At 41.6% G+C, this 24,952-nt stretch carries 34 protein-coding genes and 1 pseudogene; 19 read left to right on the top strand and 16 right to left on the bottom strand.

Features of this window, described 5'->3' with window-relative positions; translation table 11 throughout:
* Positions 1-15 precede the first annotated feature (15 nt).
* The 8 genes from minC (at position 16) to ACLTL4_RS01375 (ending at position 4,962) form a co-directional block, all read left to right on the top strand.
* Positions 16-708: a septum site-determining protein MinC gene (minC, locus tag ACLTL4_RS01410; protein ID WP_147631483.1), complete on the top strand. Its 693-nt coding sequence runs from the start codon at positions 16-18 to the stop codon at positions 706-708.
* Complete coding sequence (locus tag ACLTL4_RS01405) at positions 686-853, top strand: hypothetical protein (protein ID WP_178089186.1); 168 nt, start codon at positions 686-688, stop codon at positions 851-853. Before minC ends, ACLTL4_RS01405 begins: the two co-directional genes overlap by 23 nt.
* Entirely contained in the window at positions 846-1,646 is an 801-nt protein-coding gene (gene minD / locus ACLTL4_RS01400) for a septum site-determining protein MinD (protein WP_022119777.1), read from the top strand. Before ACLTL4_RS01405 ends, minD begins: the two co-directional genes overlap by 8 nt.
* Before the next feature lie 6 nt (positions 1,647-1,652).
* Entirely contained in the window at positions 1,653-1,904 is a 252-nt protein-coding gene (locus ACLTL4_RS01395) for a cell division topological specificity factor MinE (protein WP_248834582.1), read from the top strand.
* Complete coding sequence (locus ACLTL4_RS01390) at positions 1,873-2,976, top strand: FtsW/RodA/SpoVE family cell cycle protein (protein ID WP_412291083.1); 1,104 nt, start codon at positions 1,873-1,875, stop codon at positions 2,974-2,976. The genes ACLTL4_RS01395 and ACLTL4_RS01390 overlap by 32 nt, the downstream gene beginning before the upstream one ends.
* A gap of 30 nt (positions 2,977-3,006) precedes the next feature.
* A complete protein-coding gene (gene mgsA, locus ACLTL4_RS01385; RefSeq protein ID WP_022119774.1) occupies positions 3,007-3,402 on the top strand; it encodes a methylglyoxal synthase in 396 nt (131 codons plus the stop codon).
* Complete coding sequence (locus ACLTL4_RS01380) at positions 3,402-4,466, top strand: D-alanyl-D-alanine carboxypeptidase family protein (protein WP_252191416.1); 1,065 nt, start codon at positions 3,402-3,404, stop codon at positions 4,464-4,466. Before mgsA ends, ACLTL4_RS01380 begins: the two co-directional genes overlap by 1 nt.
* A gap of 76 nt (positions 4,467-4,542) precedes the next feature.
* Positions 4,543-4,962 carry a hypothetical protein gene (locus ACLTL4_RS01375; protein WP_022119772.1) on the top strand — a complete coding sequence of 140 codons (420 nt, stop codon included), beginning with the start codon at positions 4,543-4,545 and terminating at the stop codon, positions 4,960-4,962.
* Positions 4,963-5,080: 118 nt separating this feature from the next.
* Here ACLTL4_RS01375 and ACLTL4_RS01370 read toward each other — a convergent pair whose 3' ends face one another.
* Complete coding sequence (locus ACLTL4_RS01370; RefSeq protein ID WP_022119771.1) at positions 5,081-5,296, bottom strand: DUF378 domain-containing protein; 216 nt, start codon at positions 5,294-5,296, stop codon at positions 5,081-5,083.
* A 141-nt stretch (positions 5,297-5,437) separates the two neighbouring features.
* On the opposite strand from ACLTL4_RS01370, the gene ACLTL4_RS01365 reads away from it, so the two are divergent.
* The 9 genes from ACLTL4_RS01365 to dtd all read left to right on the top strand — a co-directional run bounded on the left by ACLTL4_RS01365 (position 5,438) and on the right by dtd (position 12,992).
* Positions 5,438-6,949: an HlyD family efflux transporter periplasmic adaptor subunit gene (locus ACLTL4_RS01365; protein ID WP_173865612.1), complete on the top strand. Its 1,512-nt coding sequence runs from the start codon at positions 5,438-5,440 to the stop codon at positions 6,947-6,949.
* 40 nt (positions 6,950-6,989) lie between these two features.
* Positions 6,990-7,682 (top strand): YggS family pyridoxal phosphate-dependent enzyme, encoded by a 693-nt coding sequence (locus ACLTL4_RS01360; RefSeq protein ID WP_022119769.1) that lies wholly within the window; start codon positions 6,990-6,992, stop codon positions 7,680-7,682.
* 22 nt (positions 7,683-7,704) lie between these two features.
* Positions 7,705-8,316: a cell division protein SepF gene (locus tag ACLTL4_RS01355; RefSeq protein ID WP_022119768.1), complete on the top strand. Its 612-nt coding sequence runs from the start codon at positions 7,705-7,707 to the stop codon at positions 8,314-8,316.
* A 10-nt stretch (positions 8,317-8,326) separates the two neighbouring features.
* Positions 8,327-9,121, top strand: coding sequence for an RNA-binding protein (locus tag ACLTL4_RS01350; RefSeq protein ID WP_022119767.1), 795 nt, complete (start codon positions 8,327-8,329; stop codon positions 9,119-9,121).
* 67 nt (positions 9,122-9,188) lie between these two features.
* Positions 9,189-10,304, top strand: a complete 1,116-nt coding sequence (aroB, locus tag ACLTL4_RS01345) for a 3-dehydroquinate synthase (protein WP_412291084.1) — start codon at positions 9,189-9,191, stop codon at positions 10,302-10,304.
* Positions 10,305-10,322: 18 nt separating this feature from the next.
* Positions 10,323-10,835 carry a signal peptidase II gene (gene lspA / locus ACLTL4_RS01340; protein ID WP_022119765.1) on the top strand — a complete coding sequence of 171 codons (513 nt, stop codon included), beginning with the start codon at positions 10,323-10,325 and terminating at the stop codon, positions 10,833-10,835.
* 20 nt (positions 10,836-10,855) lie between these two features.
* The gene (locus tag ACLTL4_RS01335) at positions 10,856-11,767 is read left to right on the top strand and encodes an RluA family pseudouridine synthase (protein WP_022119764.1); all 912 of its coding nucleotides are present in this window, start codon (positions 10,856-10,858) and stop codon (positions 11,765-11,767) included.
* Between the two features lie 135 nt (positions 11,768-11,902).
* Positions 11,903-12,535, top strand: coding sequence for an AAA family ATPase (locus ACLTL4_RS01330; RefSeq protein WP_022119763.1), 633 nt, complete (start codon positions 11,903-11,905; stop codon positions 12,533-12,535).
* 7 nt (positions 12,536-12,542) lie between these two features.
* Entirely contained in the window at positions 12,543-12,992 is a 450-nt protein-coding gene (dtd, locus tag ACLTL4_RS01325) for a D-aminoacyl-tRNA deacylase (RefSeq protein ID WP_022119762.1), read from the top strand.
* A gap of 81 nt (positions 12,993-13,073) precedes the next feature.
* Here the strand turns inward: dtd and ACLTL4_RS01320 are convergent, their stop codons facing one another.
* Positions 13,074-13,424 (bottom strand): helix-turn-helix domain-containing protein, encoded by a 351-nt coding sequence (locus tag ACLTL4_RS01320; RefSeq protein WP_022119761.1) that lies wholly within the window; start codon positions 13,422-13,424, stop codon positions 13,074-13,076.
* Between the two features lie 318 nt (positions 13,425-13,742).
* Between ACLTL4_RS01320 and ACLTL4_RS01315 the strand changes: the two genes are divergently transcribed.
* Positions 13,743-14,615 (top strand): phosphoribosylaminoimidazolesuccinocarboxamide synthase, encoded by an 873-nt coding sequence (locus tag ACLTL4_RS01315; protein ID WP_022119760.1) that lies wholly within the window; start codon positions 13,743-13,745, stop codon positions 14,613-14,615.
* A gap of 169 nt (positions 14,616-14,784) precedes the next feature.
* Here the strand turns inward: ACLTL4_RS01315 and ACLTL4_RS01310 are convergent, their stop codons facing one another.
* The 3 genes from ACLTL4_RS01310 to ACLTL4_RS01300 all read right to left on the bottom strand — a co-directional run bounded on the left by ACLTL4_RS01310 (position 14,785) and on the right by ACLTL4_RS01300 (position 16,919).
* Positions 14,785-15,846: a tyrosine-type recombinase/integrase gene (locus tag ACLTL4_RS01310; RefSeq protein WP_412291085.1), complete on the bottom strand. Its 1,062-nt coding sequence runs from the start codon at positions 15,844-15,846 to the stop codon at positions 14,785-14,787.
* Positions 15,847-16,217: 371 nt separating this feature from the next.
* On the bottom strand, positions 16,218-16,448 hold the full coding sequence (locus ACLTL4_RS01305) for a hypothetical protein (RefSeq protein WP_022119758.1): 231 nt from the start codon (positions 16,446-16,448) through the stop codon (positions 16,218-16,220).
* A gap of 102 nt (positions 16,449-16,550) precedes the next feature.
* The gene (locus ACLTL4_RS01300) at positions 16,551-16,919 is read right to left on the bottom strand and encodes a LysM peptidoglycan-binding domain-containing protein (RefSeq protein WP_022119757.1); all 369 of its coding nucleotides are present in this window, start codon (positions 16,917-16,919) and stop codon (positions 16,551-16,553) included.
* A 294-nt stretch (positions 16,920-17,213) separates the two neighbouring features.
* Here ACLTL4_RS01300 and lexA point away from each other — a divergent pair, with 294 nt between their 5' ends.
* Positions 17,214-17,837 carry a transcriptional repressor LexA gene (lexA, locus tag ACLTL4_RS01295; RefSeq protein ID WP_022119756.1) on the top strand — a complete coding sequence of 208 codons (624 nt, stop codon included), beginning with the start codon at positions 17,214-17,216 and terminating at the stop codon, positions 17,835-17,837.
* Between the two features lie 204 nt (positions 17,838-18,041).
* Here the strand turns inward: lexA and rsfS are convergent, their stop codons facing one another.
* From rsfS to ACLTL4_RS01240, 11 genes and pseudogenes are all read right to left on the bottom strand, one after another.
* Complete coding sequence (gene rsfS / locus ACLTL4_RS01290; RefSeq protein ID WP_022119755.1) at positions 18,042-18,389, bottom strand: ribosome silencing factor; 348 nt, start codon at positions 18,387-18,389, stop codon at positions 18,042-18,044.
* 32 nt (positions 18,390-18,421) lie between these two features.
* Positions 18,422-19,015, bottom strand: a complete 594-nt coding sequence (yqeK, locus tag ACLTL4_RS01285; RefSeq protein ID WP_022119754.1) for a bis(5'-nucleosyl)-tetraphosphatase (symmetrical) YqeK — start codon at positions 19,013-19,015, stop codon at positions 18,422-18,424.
* On the bottom strand, positions 19,012-19,647 hold the full coding sequence (nadD, locus tag ACLTL4_RS01280; RefSeq protein ID WP_412291086.1) for a nicotinate-nucleotide adenylyltransferase: 636 nt from the start codon (positions 19,645-19,647) through the stop codon (positions 19,012-19,014). Before nadD ends, yqeK begins: the two co-directional genes overlap by 4 nt.
* 14 nt (positions 19,648-19,661) lie before the next feature.
* Complete coding sequence (gene yhbY / locus ACLTL4_RS01275) at positions 19,662-19,955, bottom strand: ribosome assembly RNA-binding protein YhbY (protein ID WP_022119752.1); 294 nt, start codon at positions 19,953-19,955, stop codon at positions 19,662-19,664.
* Between the two features lie 31 nt (positions 19,956-19,986).
* Positions 19,987-21,279 (bottom strand): GTPase ObgE, encoded by a 1,293-nt coding sequence (gene obgE / locus ACLTL4_RS01270; protein WP_022119751.1) that lies wholly within the window; start codon positions 21,277-21,279, stop codon positions 19,987-19,989.
* Positions 21,280-21,344: 65 nt separating this feature from the next.
* Positions 21,345-21,632, bottom strand: a complete 288-nt coding sequence (gene rpmA / locus ACLTL4_RS01265) for a 50S ribosomal protein L27 (protein ID WP_022119750.1) — start codon at positions 21,630-21,632, stop codon at positions 21,345-21,347.
* 3 nt (positions 21,633-21,635) lie between these two features.
* Positions 21,636-21,956, bottom strand: a complete 321-nt coding sequence (locus ACLTL4_RS01260) for a ribosomal-processing cysteine protease Prp (RefSeq protein WP_022119749.1) — start codon at positions 21,954-21,956, stop codon at positions 21,636-21,638.
* Positions 21,957-21,961: 5 nt separating this feature from the next.
* Positions 21,962-22,267, bottom strand: coding sequence for a 50S ribosomal protein L21 (rplU, locus tag ACLTL4_RS01255; RefSeq protein WP_022119748.1), 306 nt, complete (start codon positions 22,265-22,267; stop codon positions 21,962-21,964).
* Positions 22,268-22,411: 144 nt separating this feature from the next.
* Positions 22,412-23,638, bottom strand: coding sequence for a ribonuclease E/G (locus ACLTL4_RS01250; protein WP_412291087.1), 1,227 nt, complete (start codon positions 23,636-23,638; stop codon positions 22,412-22,414).
* Positions 23,631-24,317, bottom strand: a complete 687-nt coding sequence (locus tag ACLTL4_RS01245) for a TIGR03936 family radical SAM-associated protein (RefSeq protein WP_022119746.1) — start codon at positions 24,315-24,317, stop codon at positions 23,631-23,633. The genes ACLTL4_RS01250 and ACLTL4_RS01245 overlap by 8 nt, the downstream gene beginning before the upstream one ends.
* A pseudogene (locus ACLTL4_RS01240) lies at positions 24,301-24,952 on the bottom strand (B12-binding domain-containing radical SAM protein); the annotation flags it as partial. The pseudogene ACLTL4_RS01240 and the gene ACLTL4_RS01245, both read right to left, overlap by 17 nt.

Here is a 24,952-nt window from a genome sequence, read left to right as displayed (position 1 = left end):
GGGGGAGGCGAGCGTATGAACCGTAAATCCGTGATCATTAAGAGTAATAAATACGGCCTGACCGTTATCCTGGATGACAAGATGCCGTTTCAGGAACTCCTTCTTGACATTGCGGATAAATTTCAGGAATCTGCCAATTTTTTCAGAAATGCAAAAATGGCTGTGACATTCCGTGGAAGAGTACTGAACCGGGAAGAAGAACGGCAGGTGATCGAGACGATCGTAGATCACTGCGGCATCCATATCCTCTGTGTGGTGGATGAGGACGCCGTCAGTCAGGAGCATTACCGCAGGATTTTAAATGCGGCACTGGAAGAGCAGGAAAAAGTGGATGGCCTGTTTTATCGAGGGACTCTTTCAAATGGCGAAGTCCTGGAAACAGAGACAAGTGTGGTGATTCTTGGAGATGTACATTCTGGTGCCAAAGTTGTGTCAAAAAGCAACATTGTCATACTCGGATCCTGTCGTGGCAGCGTTTACGCGGGAGCGACGGGGGATCGCAACTGTTTTATTGCCGCCTTTGTGATGAAACCGGTTCAGATCCGTATTGCCGACAAAGCTGCACGCAGTGCGATCACCAAATATTCGGATCAGACAGAATACAAGCCGGAACCGAAAATTGCTTATATAAAAGAAAATCATATCCATGTGGAACCTATGAGCCAAGATACATGGGATGCCGTTTATGGGTCAGCAGAAAAAATCTAAAAATAACTGTGAAGACACAAAGCAGTTCACAATGTACACAGGACAAACGGCCAAAACGCCGGAACAGATCATTTTCGTTGAAAAGGCTGTGGGACAACCACAAGTTCGACTTGAAAAGATTTATGGAGGAATGTGTAATGAGTGAGATTATTGTGGTAACTTCCGGAAAAGGCGGTGTCGGAAAAACAACGGTGACTGCGAATCTCGGAGCAGGGCTGTCTATGCTCGGCGGACGAGTCGTTCTGATCGATACAGACATTGGCCTTCGCAATCTGGATGTTGTTATGGGACTGGAAAACCGGATTGTTTACAATCTGGTTGATGTGATCGAAGGAAACTGCAGGCTGAAGCAGGCGTTGATCCGGGATAAAAACAATCCCAGTCTGTTTCTTCTGCCGGCTGCTCAGACAAGAGATAAATCCGCGGTGACTCCGCAGCAAATGAAGAAGCTTACGGATGATCTTCAGGAAAAGTTTGATTTTATCCTTTTAGACTGTCCAGCTGGGATCGAGCAGGGATTTTTCAATGCGATCGCAGGTGCAAAAAGGGCGATTGTAGTGACTACGCCGGAAGTTTCCGCTATCCGTGATGCAGACAGGATCATAGGTCTTCTGGAAGCAAATGAGATCGATCGCATTGATCTTATTATCAACCGGCTGCGGATGGGCATGGTAAAGCGTGGTGATATGATGTCTGTGGAAGATGTTGTCGAGATTCTTTCCGTAAATCTTCTCGGGGCGATTCCGGATGATGACAGCGTAGTGATCGCGACTAATCAGGGCGAAGCACTTGCTGCATCGGAAAGTCTGGCCGGACAGGCATTTTCCAATATTTGTCGCCGGATATATGGTGAAGCGGTTCCACTTATGGATTTTGAACAGAGGGATGGATTCTGGAGACATCTTGGCGAGCTGCTGAAAAGAGGAAGAAGGGAGTAAGTTAGATTGAAACGATTTCTTTTCTGTTTTCCACAGAGATCTGCTGTACTTGCCAGACAGAGGATGGCTTCCATTCTTTATATGGATCGCCTGGACTGCCCGGAAGATACGGTAAAATATCTGAAACGTGACATAAGAAAAGTGATCGAAAAGTACCTGAATATTGAAAATGCGGATGTCAGTATCCGCATGGATATCAAAAGAGAAGTAAAGCAAGGGGTTAAAGATGTTAAGACAATACAAATTGAAAGATTATAAATTCAGACTGGTTCTTTGGGTTTTGATCCTGTCAGTAATCGGTATCATGGTGATCGGCAGTGCGAATAGCAGTTATCAGATGAAACAGATGATCGGTATGGGCGTCGGAATTGTTTTTATGATCATGGTGTCTTTGATGGATTATTTGTGGATCAGCAATTTTTACTGGATCTACTATATTGGCGGTCTGGTGCTTCTGATCGCAGTACGTTTCTTCGGAACAGAGGTAAACGGTGCAAAGCGTTGGATTGACTTTGGCGGTTTTAGCTTTCAGCCATCTGATATCATGAAGATTGTGGTAATCATCTTTTTTACTCGTTTTTTCATGAAGCATGAAGAGGATCTCAATAAACCGCAGACTATTTTAAAAGCTGTCGGACTGGTGGCGATCCCATGGTTCCTTATTTATAAACAGCCGGATTTGTCTACCAGTATCGTTGTGCTTCTGATTTTCTGCACAATATATTTTATTGCAGGCTTGAGTTCTAAAATAATCGGTGGTATGATACTGATATGCATACCGCTTGTAGTCATCGGAGCGATGCTTGTGACACAGCCGGATCAGAAGATTCTGAAGGGGTATCAGCACGATCGAATTATGGGGTGGCTTCAGCCTGAAAAATATCCTGACATTTCTTATCAGCAGACAAACTCTAAAATTGCAATTGGTTCCGGCCAGCTTTATGGCAAAGGGCTGAACAACAGTGATGTCAATTCTGTAAAGAACGGTAATTTTATCGCAGAACCGCAGACAGACTTTATTTTTGCAGTTGCAGGAGAAGAGCTTGGATTTTTAGGCTGCTGTCTGATCGTTGCACTGGAATTTCTGATCGCACTGGAGTGTATTATGGTCGGGAAAAATGCAAGGGATGTTTCTGGGACGCTGATATGCTGCGGCATGGCGGCTTTGATTGCATTTCAGAGTTTTATCAATATATGCGTTGCGACCGGCCTGATGCCGAACACCGGACTGCCGCTGCCATTTGTAAGTTACGGACTGACATCACTGATCAGTCTTTACATTGGGATTGGCATGGTTCTGAATATAGGACTGCAGGTACGAAAATATTAAAATGGAGAAGATACAAAGGAGGTCTGATTTATGAATATAGGACTTATTGCACATGATTCCAAAAAGAAGCTGATGCAGAATTTCTGCATTGCCTACAGAGGAATATTATGTAAAAATGAATTATATGCAACAGGAACGACAGGAAGACTTGTGGAGGAGGTTACCAATTTGAACGTCCACAAATTTCTTGCCGGACATCTGGGGGGAGAACACCAGATGGGAGCCCAGATTGAGAATAATCAGATTGACCTTATGATTTTTCTGAGAAACCCGATGGGAGCAAAACCACATGAGCCGGATACGAAGAATATCTTTCGACTCTGTGACATGCATAATATCCCACTTGCCACCAATCTGGCAACAGCAGAACTGCTGATAAAATCCCTCGACCGAGGAGATCTTGAATGGCGGGAGATGTACAAATAATGGAATCAACAGGAAAAAATACAAGACGGGAACGCAATCGTCGCACACCGGTACAGCCGCCGAAAAAAGAACATAAGATCAGCCTGATGAAGGTTGGCATTTCGTTTCTTATCGTGATAGCACTTGTTCTCGGCTCCGTTTCCGTAGTAACAGTGATCAAAAACAGAGAGATTCACCTTTCCAATCTTTACGACAAAAGCAATGCGGTTTTTGGGATAGAGAAAGTTCAGTTCAATGCCAACAGAGCGGCTGCTTTTTCTGAAAATCTGTGTGTACCGGATGGAACAGAAGACGATTCTTCCTTAAATCTTACCTCAGGAGCAGCTGGTTCTTTTGATCTGGCATCCGGGGAAGTAGACTATGCACAGAATATTTTTAACAAGATGTATCCGGCAAGTATCACAAAAGTCATGACGGCTCTTGTGACTTTGAAAAACTGCAGCTTGGATGAAACCGTAACAGTTGGAGAGGAATGTCAGGATATTGAAAGCGGATCCTCTGTCTGTATGATCGAGCCGGGAGATCAGCTTACCGTTGAGCAGCTTTTATACGGTCTGCTTTTGAATTCCGGAAACGATGCTGCCATGTCTTTAGCTGTCTATGTCGGCGGTACCGTTGACAATTTTGTTAACATGATGAACGAAGAGGCGGCATCTCTTGGAGCAACCGGGACACATTTTGCCAATCCGCATGGTCTTCATGACGAAAATCATTATACAACGGCATATGATATTTATTTGATGTTTCAGGAAGCATTAAAGTATGATGCCTTTCAGGAAATTATCGGTTCATCTGAATACTATAGTATCTTTATCCGCGATAATGACAAGTATGGTATCATGTGGCAGTCAACGAACTATTATCACATCGGAGAGGCAACTCCGCCTCAGGATGTAGAGGTGATCGGCGGTAAGACAGGTACTACGGATGAGGCCGGAAGCTGCCTCTGTCTGCTCGCAAAAGATAAATATGGGGATTCTCATGTCTCAATTATCCTTAATGCAGGTGATAAAGAAACATTATATGCCGAAATGAATAAATTATTGTCTAAAATTAACAATTAAAGGTTGTAATTTTTCTAAATATACACTATAATCAACATATAATATTTAGGTCGCCGGACTAAAGGAGGAGATTATAATGATACAGATCATTGCAGGCAAAAAGGGTAAAGGAAAAACAAAACATCTGTTGGACAAAGTAAATGCAGAAGTAAAAGAAGTGCACGGAAATATTGTTTATCTCGATAAGAGTTCTAAACATATGTACGAGCTGAACAACAAAGTTCGTCTGATCGATACTTCAGAATTTGGTTTGTCAAGCAGTGATGGATTTATCGGATTTATCTGTGGCATTATTTCACAGGATCACGATCTGGAGCAGATGTATCTGGACAGCTTTCTGAAAATTGCCAAACTGGAAGATGCAGATATCACAGAGACCATCGATAAACTGGATGAGCTGGGCGAGAAATATAATATAACTTTTGTTTTAAGTATTTCTCTGGATGCAGATGATCTTCCGGAAAATGCAAAATCAAAAGTCATTGTATCTTTATAAGCGAAAAGCTTTGATTTTCTATGGATGCAGCAAGCAATCTTTGCAGGCAGGACGGTTTTCCGTCCTGCCTTTCTAATTCAGAGGAAAGGGTTCTGTAAAATATTTACACTGAAAATCTTTATCTGGCATCATCAACCTGGCAGATGCGTCCGTAAGTACTGATCAGATACAATCCTGACAGACCGACCAGTGTATAAATGATCCTAGAGAGCCAGCTCATGTCTCCAAAGAGGAAAGCGACCAGGTCAAAGCGGAAAATGCCGATCAGTCCCCAGTTGATCGCTCCGATAATAGAAAGTGTAAGACAAGTATAGTCCAGTCCTTTTACATTCATATATTTTAACTCCTTTCATCGTTTATCTCTATTTTTTCCTGAAATTAAATATTTATTCCATTGTTTCTGAAACAAGAACGTGGTAGAATGATATCTGTTCAAAAATTTCTCAGCTAAGATGAAAATAAGGAGGCGTATTGGTTGATTGCAAAAAAGAATAGTAAGAAGATTGTAAAGTATAAAAAATATATTGGCATAAATATTGGTACACTGCTGTTTGGAATTGTATTTGTTTATATGATGGTCTGTATCGTCATGTATCTGACTTCGACGCACATTGCACCATATGAAGTAAAAAAAGGCAGTCTGTCCGGAAATTATAAATATACAGCACTCGCACTGAAATCAGAAACAGTTGTAGAAGCACCGGAATCCGGAGCTGTTACTTACTATGCAAGAGAAGGAACAGAAATCGGTAAAAATGGTGTGATCTGTTCTATCAACGAAAACGGAACAACAAGAACAGAACGGACATCGGCATCATCACAGACTACAGAGTCAGCATCGCTCACAGAAAGTACGGAATTGTCTGAAAGTACAACAGAAAGTTCCGCTGAGACAGAAACAACGGCTGAAAGTACAGATGAAAAAGAGGATGCATTGCAAACTACAGATACTTCCGAAAGCGGAACACTATCTGCCGCAGATGCAAAAAAACTGTGTGCTGCGGCTGCCGGATATGCGTCTGCTTTTTCAGGTCAGAACTTTCAGAAAGCATATGATATGAAGGCGGATGTAGAAAGTGCCGTTTTAGATCTCTATACAGAAGATGTTTACGGAAATGCAGACGAAGGCAGTTTGTTCAATGTATGTCGAACGGATGGACCTGGTATTGTGGTTTATTCGGTGGATGGCTTTGAAGATGTAAAGGCGGAAGATGTGACAACTGATATGTTTTCTATGAAGGCATATCACAAAGAAAATCTTCGTCTGAACGGAACAGCCAAAAGTGGAGATCCGTTATATAAACTGGTGACAGAGGATAACTGGTCTCTGATTCTGCCAATTGACAATAAAATTGTTTCCGAACTGACGGATCAGAGCTCTGTTACGATCCGTTTTCTGAAAGATGGTACAACGGCAGATGCTACAGTGTCGGTTGTTCAGAACAAGAATACCTATTTTGCAAAGCTGGATATGGATCATTCTGTTGTGCGTTTTGCATCGGATCGCTTTCTGGATATTGAATTACTTTTAAATAAGAAGAGTGGATTGAAAATACCAAAAACTGCAATCGAACAGCGGAATTTCTATATTATTCCGCAGGAATATGTGATTTCCAATAACGATGACAGCAATGAGGTTACAGTTCTGGTGGAAACCTATACAAACAGTGGAAAATCAGAACAAAAATATAAAACAACAACGGTTTACGAAAAAGTGGATGATAACTACTATGTGGATATCAATGAATTTTCAGAGGGCGATTATATCGTTCGGAAGAATTCCAGCAACAAGTATCGAATCGAAGAGACTGCATCCCTTCAGGGAGTCTATAATATCAACAAAGGTTATGCTGTTTTCCGTGAAGTGACTGTGATCGCAGAGAACGAGGAATACTGTATTGTGGCAGATGACGATACGTTTGGACTGGCACAGTACGATCATATTGCACTGGATGCGGATACGGTTTCCGACGATCAGCTGTTATGATCCTGTTTACAGAGAAAAAGATAGTGGAGGTATAAGAAACATGATAAAAGAAAATTTGCAGGAAGTAGAGAGACGTATCTGTGAAGCTTGTAAGAGAAGCGGAAGAGACCGCAGTGAGGTACAGTTGATCGCCGTCAGCAAAACAAAACCGGTGTCGATGATCGAAGAGGCCTATGCGGAAGGAATTCGCAGATTTGGAGAAAACAAGCCGCAGGAGCTGCGTGACAAATACGAAGAAATGGAAAAAGATATCAAATGGCATATGATCGGTCATTTACAGAGAAATAAAGTAAAATATGTGGTAGGGCGTGCAGCTCTGATTCATTCCGTGGATTCTGTCCGACTGGCAGAGGCGATAGACCAGGAAGCGGAGAAAAAAGGAATTGTGATGCCGGTTCTGGTGGAAGTAAATGTTGCATCAGAAGAGAGTAAGTTTGGTGTTCGTGTAGAAGAATGTGCAGATTTCATCGAAAACATTGCCAAAATGGAGCATATTTCTGTAGAAGGACTGATGACGATTGCACCTTTTGTAGAAAACGCCGAGGATAATCGCAAATATTTTGCAAAATTAAGAGAATTATCAGTTGACATATCAGCCAAAAACATAGATAATGTTAATATGCGTGATCTCAGTATGGGTATGACCGGAGATTATGAGGTTGCAATCGAGGAAGGTGCTACCATGGTTCGAGTCGGAACAGGTATCTTCGGAGAACGCAATTACAATTTGTGATAAAAGCAGATAGGAGAACAAAATGGGAGTATTAGATAGATTCTTAAATGCCATGAAACTGAATGACAATGATGGATTTGATGACGATGACTTTCTGGATGACGAAATGGATGATTTCGAAGAAGAAGCTCCAAAAAAGAGATTCTTCAAAAAGCAGAATGAAGAAGACGATTTAGGTGATCTGGATATGGATGAGAAAGTGCCTTCCGGAAAAGAAAAGAGCAAGGCAAAATCTTTCCAGAAATCCGGAAGCACTTCTTCTCCTCGTCCGTACAGTACATCATCTGCAAAGACCAGCAACTCCGGTAAGATTTCTCAGATGCGTACGACAAAAAAATCCGTTGCCGGAATGGAAGTATGTGTAATCAAACCGCGTTCTATGGAAGACACAAGAGAGATTACCGATACACTGCTTGCAAATTGCACAGTTGTACTGAATATGGAAGGTCTTGATGTTGATATTGCACAGAGAATCATTGATTTTTCATCTGGTTCCTGCTATGCAATCGACGGTAATCTTCAGAAAGTCAGCAATTTTATTTTTATCATTACGCCATCCGGTGTGGAAGTTTCCGGAGATTTTCAGGAAATTTTGAATGGTGTTGATATGCCGTCTCTTGGAAACAAGTTTTAGGAGAAAGTAAATGGATAAGATGGAGGAACGCACAAGGCAGCGTATCCTGGATCTGGCAAATCTGGCAGATCGAAGAGGAATCATCACTTATACAGATTTTATGAATCTGAATGAATTAAATATTTTTCACAGCACGGTCGGAAAGATTCCATTTGTTCGATGGAAACTTTTCGGCGGTTATGCAAAAGCAGAGCGTCAGTTGGCAGCGTTTATCCCTGATGCTCTTTATTTTCGTTATGATTTTTCGCAAAAGGGCGATTCAGATGAAGATGCTATACCATTTCCAATCGTATGTCTTCAGATTAGGCCCCTGAATCTGAAATTTGCAGAGAAACTTTCACACAGAGATTATCTTGGAGCCATCTTGAATCTGGGCATAGACCGTTCGGTTACCGGTGATATCCTGATTGACGAGGAATGTGCCTATCTTTTCTGTATGCAGAAAATAGCAGATTTTCTGTGTGATAACCTGACACGGATCCGGCATACAACGGTTTTATGTCAGGTGTTTGAGGGAGAAAGAAAAGAAATCCCACTGCGTACGGAAAAAATAGAAGGAACGGTTGCTTCTGTACGTCTGGATACTCTGCTTGCCCTGGCATGGAAAACTTCCAGAAGCAGTCTGGTCGGAATGATTGAAGATGGCCGCGTTTTTGTAAATGGAAAATGCATTACTTCAAATGGATATCATGTAAAAGAGAATGATCTGATATCAGCCAGAGGTATGGGAAGATTTGTATACGAAGGTATGCTTTCACAGACCAAAAAGGGACGTTACCTTGTAAAACTTGAAAAATATGTTTAAACAGCTCAGCGATTCTGGAAAATCGGATTCCGCATGTATTCGATGAATGGAACAGGAGGTAAAAACAATGGATACTACAAAATACCGCACACAGATACCGGTTAAAAAAGATGGGATTTTTGCCTATGAAATTTATCTTGAAAAAGATTTTGGGATGCTTGCAGAGCGTTTGAAGGTTTGTAAGCCGGAAAACCGAAGGTTATGTATTGTTACCGATTCTACCGTGGATCAATATTACGGAGATCAGGTAGAAGAAATTCTTGCATCCTGTGCAAAGGAAGTTACCCGCTTTGTTTTTCGGGCAGGAGAAGAAAACAAAAATCTCAATACTGTGCAGGATTTGTATGAGCATCTGATCCTGCATCATTTTGAACGAAAAGATATGCTGGTTGCTCTTGGAGGAGGCGTTGTTGGGGATCTGGCCGGTTTCACTGCAGCGACTTATCTTCGAGGCGTTGATTTTGTTCAAATTCCGACAACACTGCTCTCACAGGTGGACAGCAGCATTGGCGGTAAGACAGGCGTGGACTTTAACTGTTATAAAAATATGGTCGGAGCCTTTCATCAGCCAAAACTGGTGTATATGAATCTGTCTGCCCTGAAGACGCTGACAGACGAACAGTTTGCCTGTGGCATGGGAGAAATCTTAAAACATGGCCTGATCAAAGATCAGGGATATTATGAGTGGACAATCTGTCACAGACAGGAAATAATGGAACGCAGTTTGGAAGTTCTGGAAGAAATGATCTCCAGAAGCTGTGAGATCAAACGTGATGTAGTAGAGAAAGATCCGACAGAAAAGGGAGATCGTGCACTTTTGAATTTTGGACATACACTTGGACATGCCATTGAAAAGTTAAAAAACTTCTCTTTGATGCATGGACAATGTGTAGCACTTGGAAGTCTGGCGGCTTCCTATCTTTCCATGAGGCGTGGACAGATAACAGAAGCAGAGCTGACTGCAATCAAAGAAGCGAATATCGCTTTTGGTCTTCCGGTATCTGTTGAAGGAGTGACACCGGAAGAGGTTGTGGAAACAACACGTTCTGATAAAAAAATGGAAGCCGGAAAAGTAAAATTTATTTTGTTAAACAGTATTGGAGATGCCTGTATTGACAGAAGTGTTACCGATCAGGAGATGGAAGATGCGGTAAAATATCTTGAAAATATTACGCTTCTGTAGCAGAGAAAGGTTAAGATTATGAAAAAAGGATATCGGACTATTGTTGCAGTTGTCTCGCTGTTTCTGCTTGTTCTTATAGACCAGGTCACAAAATTTGCTGCGGTAAAATGTTTAAAAGGAAAAGAAGCATTTTCGCTGATTCCGGGTGTTTTTGAACTGCAGTATCTTGAAAACAGAGGAGCGGCTTTTGGAGCACTGCAAAATCAGAGATGGTTCTTTATACTGATTGTTATTTTTGTGCTCGCAGTACTTTTATGGTGCTTCATCCGTTTTCCGAAGGAAGCACATTACCGTCCGCTTGCAGTGCTGGCTGTTTTTATTGCGGCAGGTGCGATAGGAAATATGATCGACCGGTTGCTTAACGGCTATGTCATTGATTTTCTGTATTTTTCGCTGATTGATTTTCCAATCTTCAATGTTGCAGATATCTATGTGACGGTCGCTATGGTTGTATTGTTTATATTGATACTGACAATTTATAAGGATGATGATTTTCATTTTCTGAAACTGCACGGATCAGAAAAAGCGTAAATCAGATTGCAGGAGAAACTATGCAGGAACTGATATTATTACCGGAAGAAGAATCGATTGGTGAGCGTGCAGATAAATATCTGGCAGTTCAGCTTCCGCAGTATTCAAGGAGCTTCTTTCAGAAACTTTTCAAGGACGATCAGATACAGATTCAGAACACGCCGATCAAGGCGAGTTACCGCATTACCGGAGAAGAAGAAATCGCACTTACAATCCCGGATGCCCAGAAGCCGGATATTGTTCCGGAAAACATTCCGCTGGATATTCTGTATGAAGATCAGGATCTCCTTGTGGTAAACAAGCCGAAAGGCATGGTGGTACATCCGGCTCATGGTCATTACAGCGGAACACTGGTCAATGCACTGATGTATCATTGTAAGGACAGTCTTTCCGGAATCAATGGGGTATTGCGTCCCGGTATTGTGCATCGAATTGATATGGATACCACAGGCTCTTTGATTGTCTGCAAAACGGATATGGCACACAAAGTGATTGCAGCACAATTAAAAGAACATTCTATCCATAGATGTTACCGTGCCATTGTACATGGTGTGATTAAAGAAGATTCCGGTGTGATCGATGCACCGATCGGAAGAAATCCCACCGATCGAAAGAAGATGGCGATCAATGAGCAGAATGGAAAACGGGCGGTGACGCATTTTAAGGTATTAAAACGTTTCCGACAGTTCACGTATATTGAATGTGAGCTGGAAACCGGCCGTACACATCAGATTCGTGTTCATATGGCTTCTCTACAGCATCCGCTTCTCGGAGATTCGGTATACGGTCCGGCAAAATCACCTTATAAACTGCAAGGACAGACACTTCATGCGATGACCATCGGGTTTATTCATCCGTCTACCGGAGGATATATGGAGTTTTCAGCTCCGTTGCCGGCATATTTTGAGGAGTTGCTTCATAAACTTCCATAAAGTACAGAAAATGCAGAAATTGTTTGTAAGATTTAAAAAATGCTTGTAAATTGTCTACTCAATGATGTATAATCACTCTTATAAGGAGAAGAAATACGGCAGATTTTATCTGCCAGAAAGAAAGGGTGGTTCTATATGACATGTAAATCAATTATTACGATCGGACGACAGTATGGAAGCGGCGGACATGAGATTGGCCAGAAACTGGCAAAAGAACTTGGAATAAAATGTTATGATAAGGAACTTCTCGACCGTGCTGCAAAAGAGAGCGGAATCTGCCAGGAATTGTTTGAGCATCACGATGAAAGGCCGACGAACAGTTTTCTATATTCCCTTGTAATGGATACATATTCCATGAACGGGGCAGCATCCGGATATACCGAAATGCCTTTAAATTATAAGGTTTTTCTGGCTCAGTTCAATGCAATCAAACAGATTGCAAAGGAAGGTCCCTGTGTTATGATCGGCCGTTGTGCGGACTATGCACTGGCAGATTTTGATAACTGCATCAGCATTTTTGTGCATGCCGATATGGATAAACGTATCAAGCGTATAGCATCAAAATATGCATTGACAGAAGCAAAAGCACGTGATCAGATTCTAAAAACTGATAAAAAGCGTGCCAGCTACTACAACTACTATTCGGATAAAAAGTGGGGAGACGGTTCCAGTTACAATATGTGCATAGACAGTGGAGTATGCGGTATTGACGGAACGGTTCAGCTTATCAAAGACTTTGTTGCATTAAAAGAAAAAATAAAAGGATAAAATACATATGAAGTTTGTTATACAGAGAGTTTCCAGAGCAAGTGTTTCCGTAGATGGAGCTGTTATCGGAAAGATCAACAAGGGTTTTCTGGTACTGATTGGTATCGGAGCAGAAGACGGAAAAAAAGAAGCAGATCTTCTGGTGCGGAAAATGTGCGGCCTTCGTATCTTTGAAGATCAGGATGGAAAGACCAATCTGGCTTTAAAAGATGTGGATGGTGAGCTTTTGCTCATTTCTCAGTTTACGCTTTATGCAAACTGTAAAAAAGGAAATCGCCCAAGTTTTATTGAGGCAAAGAATCCGGAAGAGGCGAATGCATTGTATGAGTATATCATTGCAGAATGTAAAAAGCAGATACCGGTTGTTGAGACGGGAAGCTTTGGAGCAGATATGAAAGTAGAACTGCTGAATGACGGACCATTCACGGTGATTGTGGATTCAAAAGAACTGATGTAGATCAGACTGGATTTGTCAAAAATAAAAAACACAAGAAAAGCAGAAAGAAAAAGAAGATTTCATGATACGAAGAAAAACGTATCAGGAACCTTCTTTTTTCAATGCTTCTGAAACAGACTGGACATATGCGGACATAACCCGGTAAAGACCATCGCGATAAGAATTCGGACACTGCTCCATCAAAACGTGAAAAATCGTATAATCATAAGCATCTGTATCCAGTGGCTTCAGGTCAAGCAAATGATCAGCAGAAAGATTCAGTGCCTCACAGATGTTTTTCAGAGTATCAATGGATACGCCCTTCTTTCCGGATTCAATATCATAACAGAAACGAGGTGTTATATTCGCCATTTCAGAAAAAGTTTCTCTTGTATAGCCCATATCCTCACGTGCTTGACGGATACGTTCGCCCATAGTATACAAATCTAACATACCTCTAATCCCCTTTGTAAAAAATAGCAGATAACCTGCGATTGTTTTCTGCTGTATTGTCCATTATTGTGATCAGCAGGATAATTACATTATCTTTTCTATTTTAACGATAAAAAGAATATCTATACATGAACTAAAAGTGTAAATAAAAAGAACTAAAAGTTCAAATACGAAGGTAAAAAAGAAGGAAAATACTATGATTAAGAGCGAAAAGAATGGAAAAGAAGAAATTTGACTCTTGACAATCAGGGGTAAAAGGTGGTACGTTTGTACCGGAATTATTTGTAAATACAATAAGAATATGGCGAGGTATGGATTATGCAGGAAATGAAACCGATAAAAGAAGGTAAAGTACGCGAGATTTATGACAATGGTGACAGTCTGATCATGGTAGCTACAGATCGTATCAGTTGTTTTGATGTAATCTTGAACAACGTAGTTACAAAAAAAGGAACGGTTCTTACACAGATGTCTAAATTCTGGTTTGAAATGACAGAAGATATTTTGCCAAATCATATGATATCTACAGACGTAAAAGATATGCCGGAATATTTTCAGCAGGATCAGTTTGATGGAAACAGCATGATGTGCCGTAAACTTGATATGCTTCCACTGGAATGTATTGTACGTGGTTATATTACAGGAAGCGGCTGGGAAAGCTACAAAAAAACAGGAAAAGTATGTGGCATTGAGCTTCCGGAAGGTCTGAAAGAGTCTGATAAACTGCCTGAACCAATCTATACACCGTCCACAAAGGCTGAGATTGGAGATCACGATGAAAACATCTCTTTTGAACAGAGTGTAGAGCACCTGGAGAAATATTATCCTGGAAAAGGAAAAGAATATGCAGAGAAACTTCGTGATTATACGATCACATTGTATAAGAAATGTGCAGCTTATGCTCTGGAAAAAGGAATTATCATCGCAGATACGAAATTTGAATTTGGACTGGATGAGAACGGAAATATTACAATTGGTGATGAAATGCTGACACCGGACAGCTCACGTTTCTGGCCTGCCGAAGGATATGAACCAGGACATGGACAGCCGTCTTTTGATAAACAGTTTGCACGTGACTGGTTAAAAGAAAATCCAGACAATGACTGGACACTTCCGCAGGAGATCGTAGACAAAACGATTGAAAAATATCTGCAGGGATATGAAATGCTGACCGGAAAGAAACTGGACTGATAGAATTACAGTAACCGGTTAAAAAAACAGTAACTATTCAGCAATTTGCTAAACCTTGATTATCCATGGATACCTCCGTTGTCTTTTATGTGGTTTGCTAGACCCACATAAAAGACAACGGAGATTTTTATATTTGATACTACATTATCGCCTCTTGCGTCCACAAGTATTAGTCTTCACGAAGGCGGATTGCAGTGGCAGCTTTTCTTCTTCTGGCATCATCCATGGCAGCATAATGCTTTTTGGTGGTGTTCACATCTTTGTGCCCGAGCACATCGGCAACCAGATAAATGTCTCCTGTTTCCTGATATAAAGTGGTACCATAAGTACTTCTCAATTTGTGTGGTGTGATTTTTTTTGTAGTTGTGATGGCACGGGCATACTTTTTGACCAGATTTTCCACCGCCTGAACGCCGATACGTTTTCGCTGGGTAGAGTAGAAGAGAGCGTGCTCGTGTCCTTCCAGTGGGGAAATCGCTTTACGTGACTCTAAATAGTCTTTTAAAGCTTTTTCCACTTCAGGGCCAAAATAGACTACCATCTCAGAACCGCCTTTGCGTATGAGGCGAATACCGTTGTTACGGAAGTCAATGTCTTCCACATCCAGTCCGACACATTCAGATACACGGATACCGGTACCAAGCAGGAGAGTGACAATGGCAAGATCACGCAGTTTTGTTTTTTCGTAATAAGCTTTTCGCTGACCGGTGAGCTGATCACCGCAGTGTTCAATATAATCCAGCAGTGCAGCCGTTTCACCGGCGTCGAGGCGGATAATGGCTTTGTCATGGATCTTTGGCATATCGACCAGCTGGACCGGATTGGTCTCGATTGCCTGTCTTTTATAATAGTAAGTATAAAAGCTTCGAAGAGAAGAAATTTTTCGCTTTAATCCACGTTCCCCGTTTGTGATTGTCGTCTGGTCATTCGGACTGTCATAGAGCTTCAGATATTCCATATATTCTTCAATATCGATCGGTTTTAACTGATCCAGTACGGAAACGTTTAAGTTCGGAATCCCGATTTTTGCAAGAGACGGATTCTGAGATATCAGAAACTGGAAAAAAATCCGGATATCATAGGCATAAGAAATGCGGGTTTTTGTGGAAGTTGTAGGTTCAATGGCACGAAAATAATCCTTTGCAAAAGCAGGTAAAGTTTTCAAAACTTCACGAAGTTTGCGGATATTGTCCATGTCGGTTTGTTCGTGATAAGTTATGTTAGCAGCCACAGGGAATCCTTCTTTCTGTAAAAATTATATGCTTCGAGATAACAGCAGTGTGCAGAGTGGTTAGCATTAAAAAATAAATGAATACATAAAAATAAATAATAATGATAAAAATATTTTGAAGCAAAAACACAAATAAATCGAATGAAATGTGCTAAAAGAAGCGGCTTTAATCTATACGACAAACACAAGTTTTTCAAATAGATTAACCAAATTTTATAGAAAAGCACCGTAATCGTCCTTTTATATTGATTTACGCTGTTTTCTATAATAAAATGTATTTCTTCGGTTATTTATTTTCTATTATTTATTATTTATTCCATTTCTTCTTGTATTACTATTTATACTGTTCAGGAATTGCCTTCCACTTTTATTTATTCTTCAAATTCTGCGGTTACCATAAATCCTCTTGGTGTATGCTCAATGTTGACGATCACACCTTCACGTGCTTTGATGCGGTTTGCATTTTTAAAACATCCAGACATCGCTACAGCCGGTTCTATAATGTAACTAAAATTCATATTCGTCTGAATTTCAGTTATTTCAACATGATCTCCAATCTGTACCAGATTTGGACGTTCCATCTTGAATTTTTCCTGTCTCATAGTTAAATTTTCCTTTCATCTTATTTTGTTCATATTATTAAGATCAAAAATTCTCGTTACAGTATAACACAAAAAATATGGTTTTGCATGAGTAAAAAGCTGCTATTTTAATTCAGTAGAATAATATGGAATGACAATACGCTGCCCGGCATAGATCTTATCGACATCGGTAAGGGAATTGATGCTTTTTACTTCTTTGATATAGGTTTTCGGAGAATCATATTCCTCTGTCATATGCTCATTGGCGATATCCCACAGGCTTTCCCCCTTCTGGATCACGATGTCTGTGTAATACTTGTAAGCATGTCTTTTAGGCTTTTCCTGATCTGCATTTACCGTAAAACAGATACTTAAAGATACAGCAAGGATCAGAAAGGTTATTAAGATTGCTGTAAACAGGCAGGAATATCTTTTTACCATACACTGTTTCCGGTTCCTTTTTCGATTCATAATCATACTTTTTTCTGTCATAGTCTCTCTCCTTTTCGTGGTTTGTCTGTCGTGTGATCTTCTGTCTGAACATAGAGCAATCGTTTTTGAAAACAAGGAACGTTTGTTCTTGATTAACATCATTATATTACGGGAACGTACGTTTGTCAATATAAAAACGAACATATTTTCGAGAATATTTGTTTGCTTTTTTTAAAGTCCTGTGTTATGATAAAAGAAAAGAAAACAGTGATGATTTGGCGAAGGTACTTAACCGTTTACAAAAACAGTGGAATTGAAGTCCTGTCGCATATTCAGACAGATTGGAGGATAGATATGGCAGATGGTACTATTACAGCAAAACAGAAAGAAATATTAGAATACATAAAATCAGAAATTTTAAAGCGAGGATTTCCGCCTGCAGTGCGTGAGATCTGCGAGGCAGTTCATTTAAAATCTACTTCGTCTGTGCATTCCCACCTGGAGTCTCTGGAAAGAAAGGGATATATCAGACGTGATCCGACCAAGCCGAGAGCGATTGAGATTCTGGATGACAGTTTCCAGCTATTAAGAAAAGAAATGGTGAATGTCCCGATTGTCGGTAAGATCGCAGCCGGTTCTCCGCTTCTGGCAGTGGAGAATATTGAATCTTATTTCCCGATCCCTTCCGAATACCTCCCGAATGCACAGACATTTTTACTGGAGGTAAAAGGAGAAAGTATGATCAATGCCGGTGTGCTCTCAGGGGATCATATTCTTGTCAAACAGCAGGATACCGCAGAAAACGGCGAGATGGTTGCAGCTTTGATTGATGATTCTGCGACGGTAAAAACATTTTATCACGAGAATGGTCATATTCGTCTTCAGCCGGAAAACGATACCATGGATCCGATTGTTGTCGAGGAGAAAGACGTTCATATTCTTGGAAAAGTAATTGGAGTATTTCGTTTCTTTTCTTAAACGTAATCTTAGATTAATATAAATGCTCTGAGAGAATCGCATGCGAGGCTTTACGTGCATTCGACTCGAAATAAATAACTGTAAACAAAACAGGGCGAAAATACTTTCTTTGGTATTCTCGCCCTGAGCATGATTATTCTTTATAATATTGAGAATAAAAAGCATATTGTTTTAATCTCTTACTACTCTATACCTTTATAATTTTTACAGTTCTTCCACCGTCAGGCTTTTGCCGTCACGCCAGATACGTTCCAAATCGTAGAACAGACGGTTTTCATTATCAAAGATATGGACAATGACATCCTGATAATCCATCAGGATCCAGTTGCCGCTCTGATAGCCCTCGATCTGTTTTGGCTCATGACCAAGCTTTCCAAGTGTTTCTTCTACATTATCTGCCATAGCCTGGACCTGATTTCTGTTTGAGCCGCTTGCGATGATGAAGTAATCAGCAAGTACAGTAACTTCTGAGATATTAAGGATCTTAATATCTTCTCCTTTTTTATCAGCCAGAGCTTCACAAATCTGTTTTGCAAGTTCTCTTGATTCCATATGTGGGTACTCCTTTCTGAGCTTTAACTCACTCAATCCTGTTTTTCTTCCTGCAGTTGTCTGTAAAATTCATATGCCTGCTGTGTTGTCGAATCGACTTCGGCATGGATTGTTTCAAGATACTGAAGTGTATCATGAAGTACCATATACAATGCCTTGTCAAGATCCTGAAATGCAGCTTCACGTATCGCAGGCAGATTGGTTGCTTTGTTTCGCCATGGTTCTATATAATCGGCAAGATAAGTAATCTTCTGGAGAAGTGTCATATCGACATTTCCGGTTGTATGATATCGAATCGCATCCAGAATATCCTCATCTTCAATGTCATATTTGGATTTTGCAAGAAATACACCGGCTTTTGCATGAAGCAGCGAAGGATTTTTCCGTTCTGCTTCTGTGATAGCAATGTTATTTTTTTCGCAGATGCTTATCTTTTTATCGTTTGGTATACATTTTGCACAGTCGTGCAAAAGTCCGGCAACCATCGCACGCTCCAGATTACAGCCGTGGCACATAGCCAGGGCTGCACAGGTATACATGACTCCAAGCGTATGCTGATAGCGATCCGGTGTTAATTTCTTCTGCAGTTTTTCCTGTATTTTTATCAGATCATATCTATTTGTCATTCTTTACACTCACTATACAGATTTTTTTCTTTAATATACGAAATGACTTTATCCGGTACATAATATTTCAGGGAAGTATTCGCTTTTCGGATCCATTCCCGGATCTCGTGCGAAGAAACGTCGATATTTGGTGTGGAAAGGATCCGGATATCCACCTGATATTTTTGAGTGAGATATTCTATCTGTTCTTTAAAATGTTCTGCCGATACATGATCTCGTACCGCCGCAACGATCACACAGTTCTGACAGATTTTCTGCGGCTCATGCCAGGTTTCAAATGCAAACAGAGAATCGGCTCCCATAATAAAATAGTATTCCGTATCCGGATGCTTTACAGTCATTTCCTGCAAAGTTTCGCTTGTATAACAGTAATCTTCCCGAAAGGCTTCTTCCAGAGAAAGTTCAAAATGCGGATTGTCTGCAATGGCATCGCGAACCATATCAACACGTTCCTGAATATCTGCACGGCCGATACGGTTTGGCTTGTGAGGCGGATTGGCAGAAGGCATAAAAAGTACTTTCTCCAGCCCAAACTGATGCCAGGCATTTTCGCCGAGGATCAGATGCCCGATGTGGATGGGATCAAAGGTTCCTCCCATGATCCCAATTTTTCTTGCTTTTTCTTTCTTCAAGAAAATGCCTCCCCTCAACGTGGAAGTTCGATTTTTTTCTTGTCGTCTTTTCCTTCTTTATAAAGAACGATTTTTTTGCCGATAACCTGTACAACCTGTGAATGGGTGCGTTCTGCCAGGGTTCTCGCAAGTTCCTTCGGATCGTCCATGCAGTTTTGCAGTACATTGATCTTGATCAGTTCACGTACTGCCAGTGCTTCAGCAATCGCACTGGTGTTTTCTGGTGTCAGGCTTCCCTTGCCGATCTGGAAGATCGGATCCATGGTCATAGCCAGACTTTTTAAATAAGCACGCTGCTTACTTGTCATAATTATATTCCTCGCTTATCATATCAAATCTTTATTTATAGTAATCAAATTTCAGGCCGTACATACGGACGGTATCGCCCTCCTGAATTCCGGCAGCTTCCAGTTCGTCGAGAATGCCGGTTGTTTTGAGGAAGTTCTGGAAGAACTGGAAGCCTTTTTCGGAATCCAGATTCGTATAACCAAGCATACGTTCAATCTTTGGACCTTCTACCACGTAAGTGTTTTCCTCTTCTTCTGACTTCTCAACGGTATAAGGAAGGTTGTCATTTGGATTATACTCGTTCGGATCGTATTCCTGCTCAAATACAACCGCTTCTTTTGGCAGTGCATCCAGCAGTTCACGCACATAGTATAAAAGTTCCTTTAATCCCTTGCCGCTTACTGCGGAAATGGAAAATACTTTCATGCCCTGAGGCTCAAATTCTGCACGGATGCGTTCAACCGGATCCTCGTCCTCAGAATAGATCACATCGGTTTTATTGGCAGCGATCACCTGCGGCAGAGTTGCCATTCTCGGATTATAGGCTTTGAGTTCTTCATTGATCTTGTAAATATCATCCACCGGATCACGGCCTTCTGTAGAAGCTGCATCCACGACATGGATGATGACCTTTGTACGTTCGATGTGGCGTAAAAATTCATGTCCAAGTCCGACACCTTCCGAAGCTCCTTCGATCAGTCCCGGGATATCCGCGATCACAAAGCCTTTTCCGCCATCCAGATCTACAACGCCAAGATTTGGATTCAAGGTTGTGAAATGGTAATTTGCGATCTTAGGTCTTGCATTTGTCACACGGGACAGGAAGGTTGATTTTCCGACATTCGGGAAACCGACCAGACCGACATCTGCGATCACTTTTAATTCGAGCTGTACCCAGAGTTCTTTGGCACTCTGTCCGGGCTGGGCATATTTCGGAACCTGCATGGTAGCCGTTGCATAGTTCATGTTTCCTTTGCCGCCACGTCCACCTTTTAATACAATCTGACGTTTGTTGTCACCGGACATGTCAGCGATCACTTTTCCGGATTCTGCATCTTTGATCAGGGTTCCTTCCGGAACTTTCAGAATGAGATCTGTACCATTTTTTCCGTGACAACGTTTTTTACCGCCTTCTTCTCCCGGCTGAGCACAGTATTTTGCCTTGTGCCGGTAGTCGTTCAGGGTATTAAGTCCTTCATCGACTTCGAAAATGATATCTCCGCCTTTGCCGCCGTCACCACCGTCCGGACCGCCGTTCGGCACGAAAAGTTCTCTTCGGAAACTTACGTGTCCGTCTCCGCCTTTACCGGAACGGATAAATATTTTTGCTCTGTCTGCAAACATATATACTCCTTTATATCAAAAATGGCTTCAAACCGTAAACGATTTGAAGCCACATGTTCCACTTATTATTTTGCCTCTACAGGAACAATTGAAACCTGCTTTTTGTCACGGCCTTTTCTCTCAAAACGTACAACACCGTCTACTAAAGCAAACAAGGTATCGTCGCCGCCGCGTCCAACATTAACGCCCGGGTGAATCTTTGTTCCACGCTGTCTGTAAAGAATGTTACCAGCCTTTACAAACTGTCCGTCAGCTCTTTTTGCACCCAGTCTTTTAGACTCGGAGTCACGTCCGTTCTTTGTAGAACCAACACCTTTTTTATGAGCGAATACCTGAAGGTTCATCTTCAACATGGTCTACACCTCCTCGATTTTCAATCGTATAAATTCATTACCGTATTGTGTCTGAATATCTCTCAAACCAAGAATCATAGAATCAAGCAGAAGTGTGGTTTTATCGGATACACTGCCTTCCAGAATCAGTTCTACGATACCGTGATCTTCACGGGCAGCAAACTTATCGTCTGTAAAAGTCTCAATCGAATTTACAGCATTTACAACAAGTACGGATACCGCCGCACAGATAATATCATAACCTTCCTCAGCATAACCGGCATGTCCGACTACTTTAAAACCAGCATAACTGTCATTTGATCTATGGATTGTAACTGTAATCATATGGATTAACCGTTAATTTTTTCAATCTTAACCTGAGTGTACTGCTGTCTGTGACCGTTCTTTTTATGATATCCGGTCTTTCTCTTGTACTTGTAAACAATAACTTTTCTTGCTTTTGCATTCTTAACAACGCTAGCAGTTACTGTTGCACCAGCTACATCTGCACCAACTTTCAGTCCGTCATTGCTAACTGCAAGAACATTTTCGAAAGTTACTGTTTCACCAGCTTCTGCACCAAGCTTTTCTACGTTAATGATATCGCCCTCAGCTACTTTGTACTGTTTACCACCTGTTGCAATAATTGCGTACATATGGCACCTCCTATTATCATTACTCGCTAAATATGGTAGTCTGCCTTGCGGCATGACATTTAAACCTCTTTATGCGGCATCTGCTACATGATAGCATGCCTTAGAATTTACGTCAACTGTTTTTTGCAAAATATTTCATTATTTTTAATCTTTCTGTGAAAGAGACTCCTTTTCGCTTTCCAGTGCTGCAATCTGCTCTTTTAAAGTTTTATGGACTTTTTTCCGGGTGATCTCCACAAGCTCCAGCTTTGTCATATCGATCAGTCTTGTTTTGACAGGATCGGCAAACAGCCGGCTTTCCAGAAATGCAAGCAGTTCCTTCTGATCTTCTTTGTTTTCCATATTGATGAAATCGATCAGAATGATACCGGAAAGGTTCCGAAGGCGGATCTGTCTTGCTGCTTCTTTCGCCGCTTCCAGATTGATTGTTTTTAATGTTTCACGCCGCAGTTTTTTACCGGAATATTTACCGGTATTGACATCAATGACGGTCAGTGCTTCCGTCGGATCGATCACCAGATAACCACCGCTTTTCAGCCAGACCTGTCTGGAGGTCGCCAGATCGATCTCTCGTTCCAGGCGGCAGAGCTTGTAGAGCGGAAGCAGATCATCCTGATACAGACGGAGTTTGGAAAGATTCTGCAGATCGTTTTCTTTCAGATAATGTTCCAGAGAGTTATAAATCTGAGTATCGTCTGTGATGATTGAGGTCAGATCTGCAGTGTAAGTATTGCGGAGCATCTCGATCCAGACCGGTTCTGACGTTTTTAAAGCAGAAAAACAGGTCCGATAAGGTGCCGTTTTTAAAAGATGCAGATACTGTTCTTCCAGTTTTTTCGCTTCCGCTTCAATCTCTTCTCTGGAAGCTTCGCCGGCGTTTGTACGCACGATAAAGCCATATTTTTCGCGTGCAAATGGTTTCATCCATTCTTTCAGGCGTTCTTTTGTGCTCTGTGAAAGTTTGCCGGAGATACCGATGCGACTGTCATTACCGGTCAGCACAAGATACTGTCCCGGAAGTTCGAGGTTTCCGGAGAGGGCGGGAAGTTTCGTCTTTAAGCCATCACGGATCACTTGAACGAGCAGTTCATCTCCTTCTGCGATTTTTTTTGAATTGCCTTTTTTTGTATAGATGGCATTCGGGTTTGCGGCAATATTAAAATAGCACTGCTGTCGGTCTGCAATTTCAATAAATGCTGCATCAATGTTTTTCTGGACTTTGCGTACTTTTCCGATATAAATGTTTCCGACAAGCGATGTGCTTTCATCGGATGCAGAAGCAATACGCAGATCTGTGGCATGCGTGCCGGATAACGCCGCCATCCAAATGGTCTGCTCATCTCTCTTTGTGATGATCAGTGTATCAGCCAATGTCTTTTCCCAGATCTTCCAGTGAAATATGCCCTTCTGCGTAGACCTCTTCCCGGTTGATAAGAAGTGCAAAAGCAGGCAGATCATAACCGATTTCCCGGCAGAATGCTTCCATGACAAGCTCCGGTTTGATGTTGTCGGTACTTCCGGTGGAGAGTGTCATGAAAATTTTTCCGTCAGAGACAGAAAGTGCATAAATCAGCGGCTTCAGATCCATTTCACGTTCGCTTTTCTTTGTTTTTTTTGTCACAAGAATGGAAGGTTTTTCATAAAATGCCAGAAGCTTTTCTTCCCATCCGGCAGGCGGCTCCATCCCTTCACGAAATATTACAGTATAGTCCGCCTCTGCAACTAAAGACATGGCATTGCTTGCCTTTTCATCCGGAATTTCACGGAAACTTACGATCTCCATGCCTTCGACCATCACATCGTTCAGGCGTCTGACTGCCTCGGCAGATGAGATCGGTGTCTTCAGCATGATGTCGGCATACTCACCGTTGCTGGTCAGTCCGACACCGAGCGGTGCTGCAAAGGATAAGATCATATGCGGGCTGAATCCTTCTGTGTAGGCGATGTCAATGTCTGCCCTGCGGATTGCTTTCTGAAAATAACGCATCACATCCAGATGACCGATGAATTTCATGACACCCTGTTTGCGGAATTTAATTCTTACCTTCATAACATACACCTCCTCCAAATACACTTGCTCCGCATCCGGAACAGCCGGCACGACAGTTTTTCGTTACTTCTTCTTTCTGGGCACGTTCCCATTCTTTCCATAAAAATTTCTTGGTAACGCCGATCCTGATGAAATCCCATGGAAGGATTTCTTCGTAGGAACGCTCACGCTCGGTATAAAAAGCCGGATCAAGATGAAATTCATCAAAAGCTTCACTCCAGCGGCTGTATTTGAAATTTTCACCCCAGGCATCGTAGAGTGCTCCCTTTTCGTATGCTCGCAGGATGGCAGGAGCCAGGCGGCGGTCACCTCTTGCCAGAATACCTTCGAGTACGGTGACATCTGCTTCATGCCAGTTGTACTTGATGCTCTTGCGATTCAGCTGGTCTTTGACTTCCTGATTTACAATCTTGGCTTTTCCGAGAAATTCGTCCCGGTTGTTCATCGGAACCCACTGGAACGGGGTAAATGGTTTTGGAACAAAGAAAGAAGTGCTGACCGTGATCTGGCACTTGCCGTTTCTCTGGTCTTTCGGGATTTCGTAATAGCGTCTTGCAATCTTATCTGCCAGATGTGCGATATCTTTCATATCGTCCTCGGTTTCCGTTGGCAGTCCAAGCATAAAATAAAGTTTT

Origin of the sequence: Hominisplanchenecus sp., from assembly GCF_046967715.1 — a bacterium.
GTDB classification, from domain to species: Bacteria; Bacillota; Clostridia; order Lachnospirales; family Lachnospiraceae; genus Hominisplanchenecus; species Hominisplanchenecus faecis.
The sequence above is the reverse complement of the archived record's forward strand: the minus strand, read 5'-3'. Positions and strand labels throughout refer to the sequence as shown.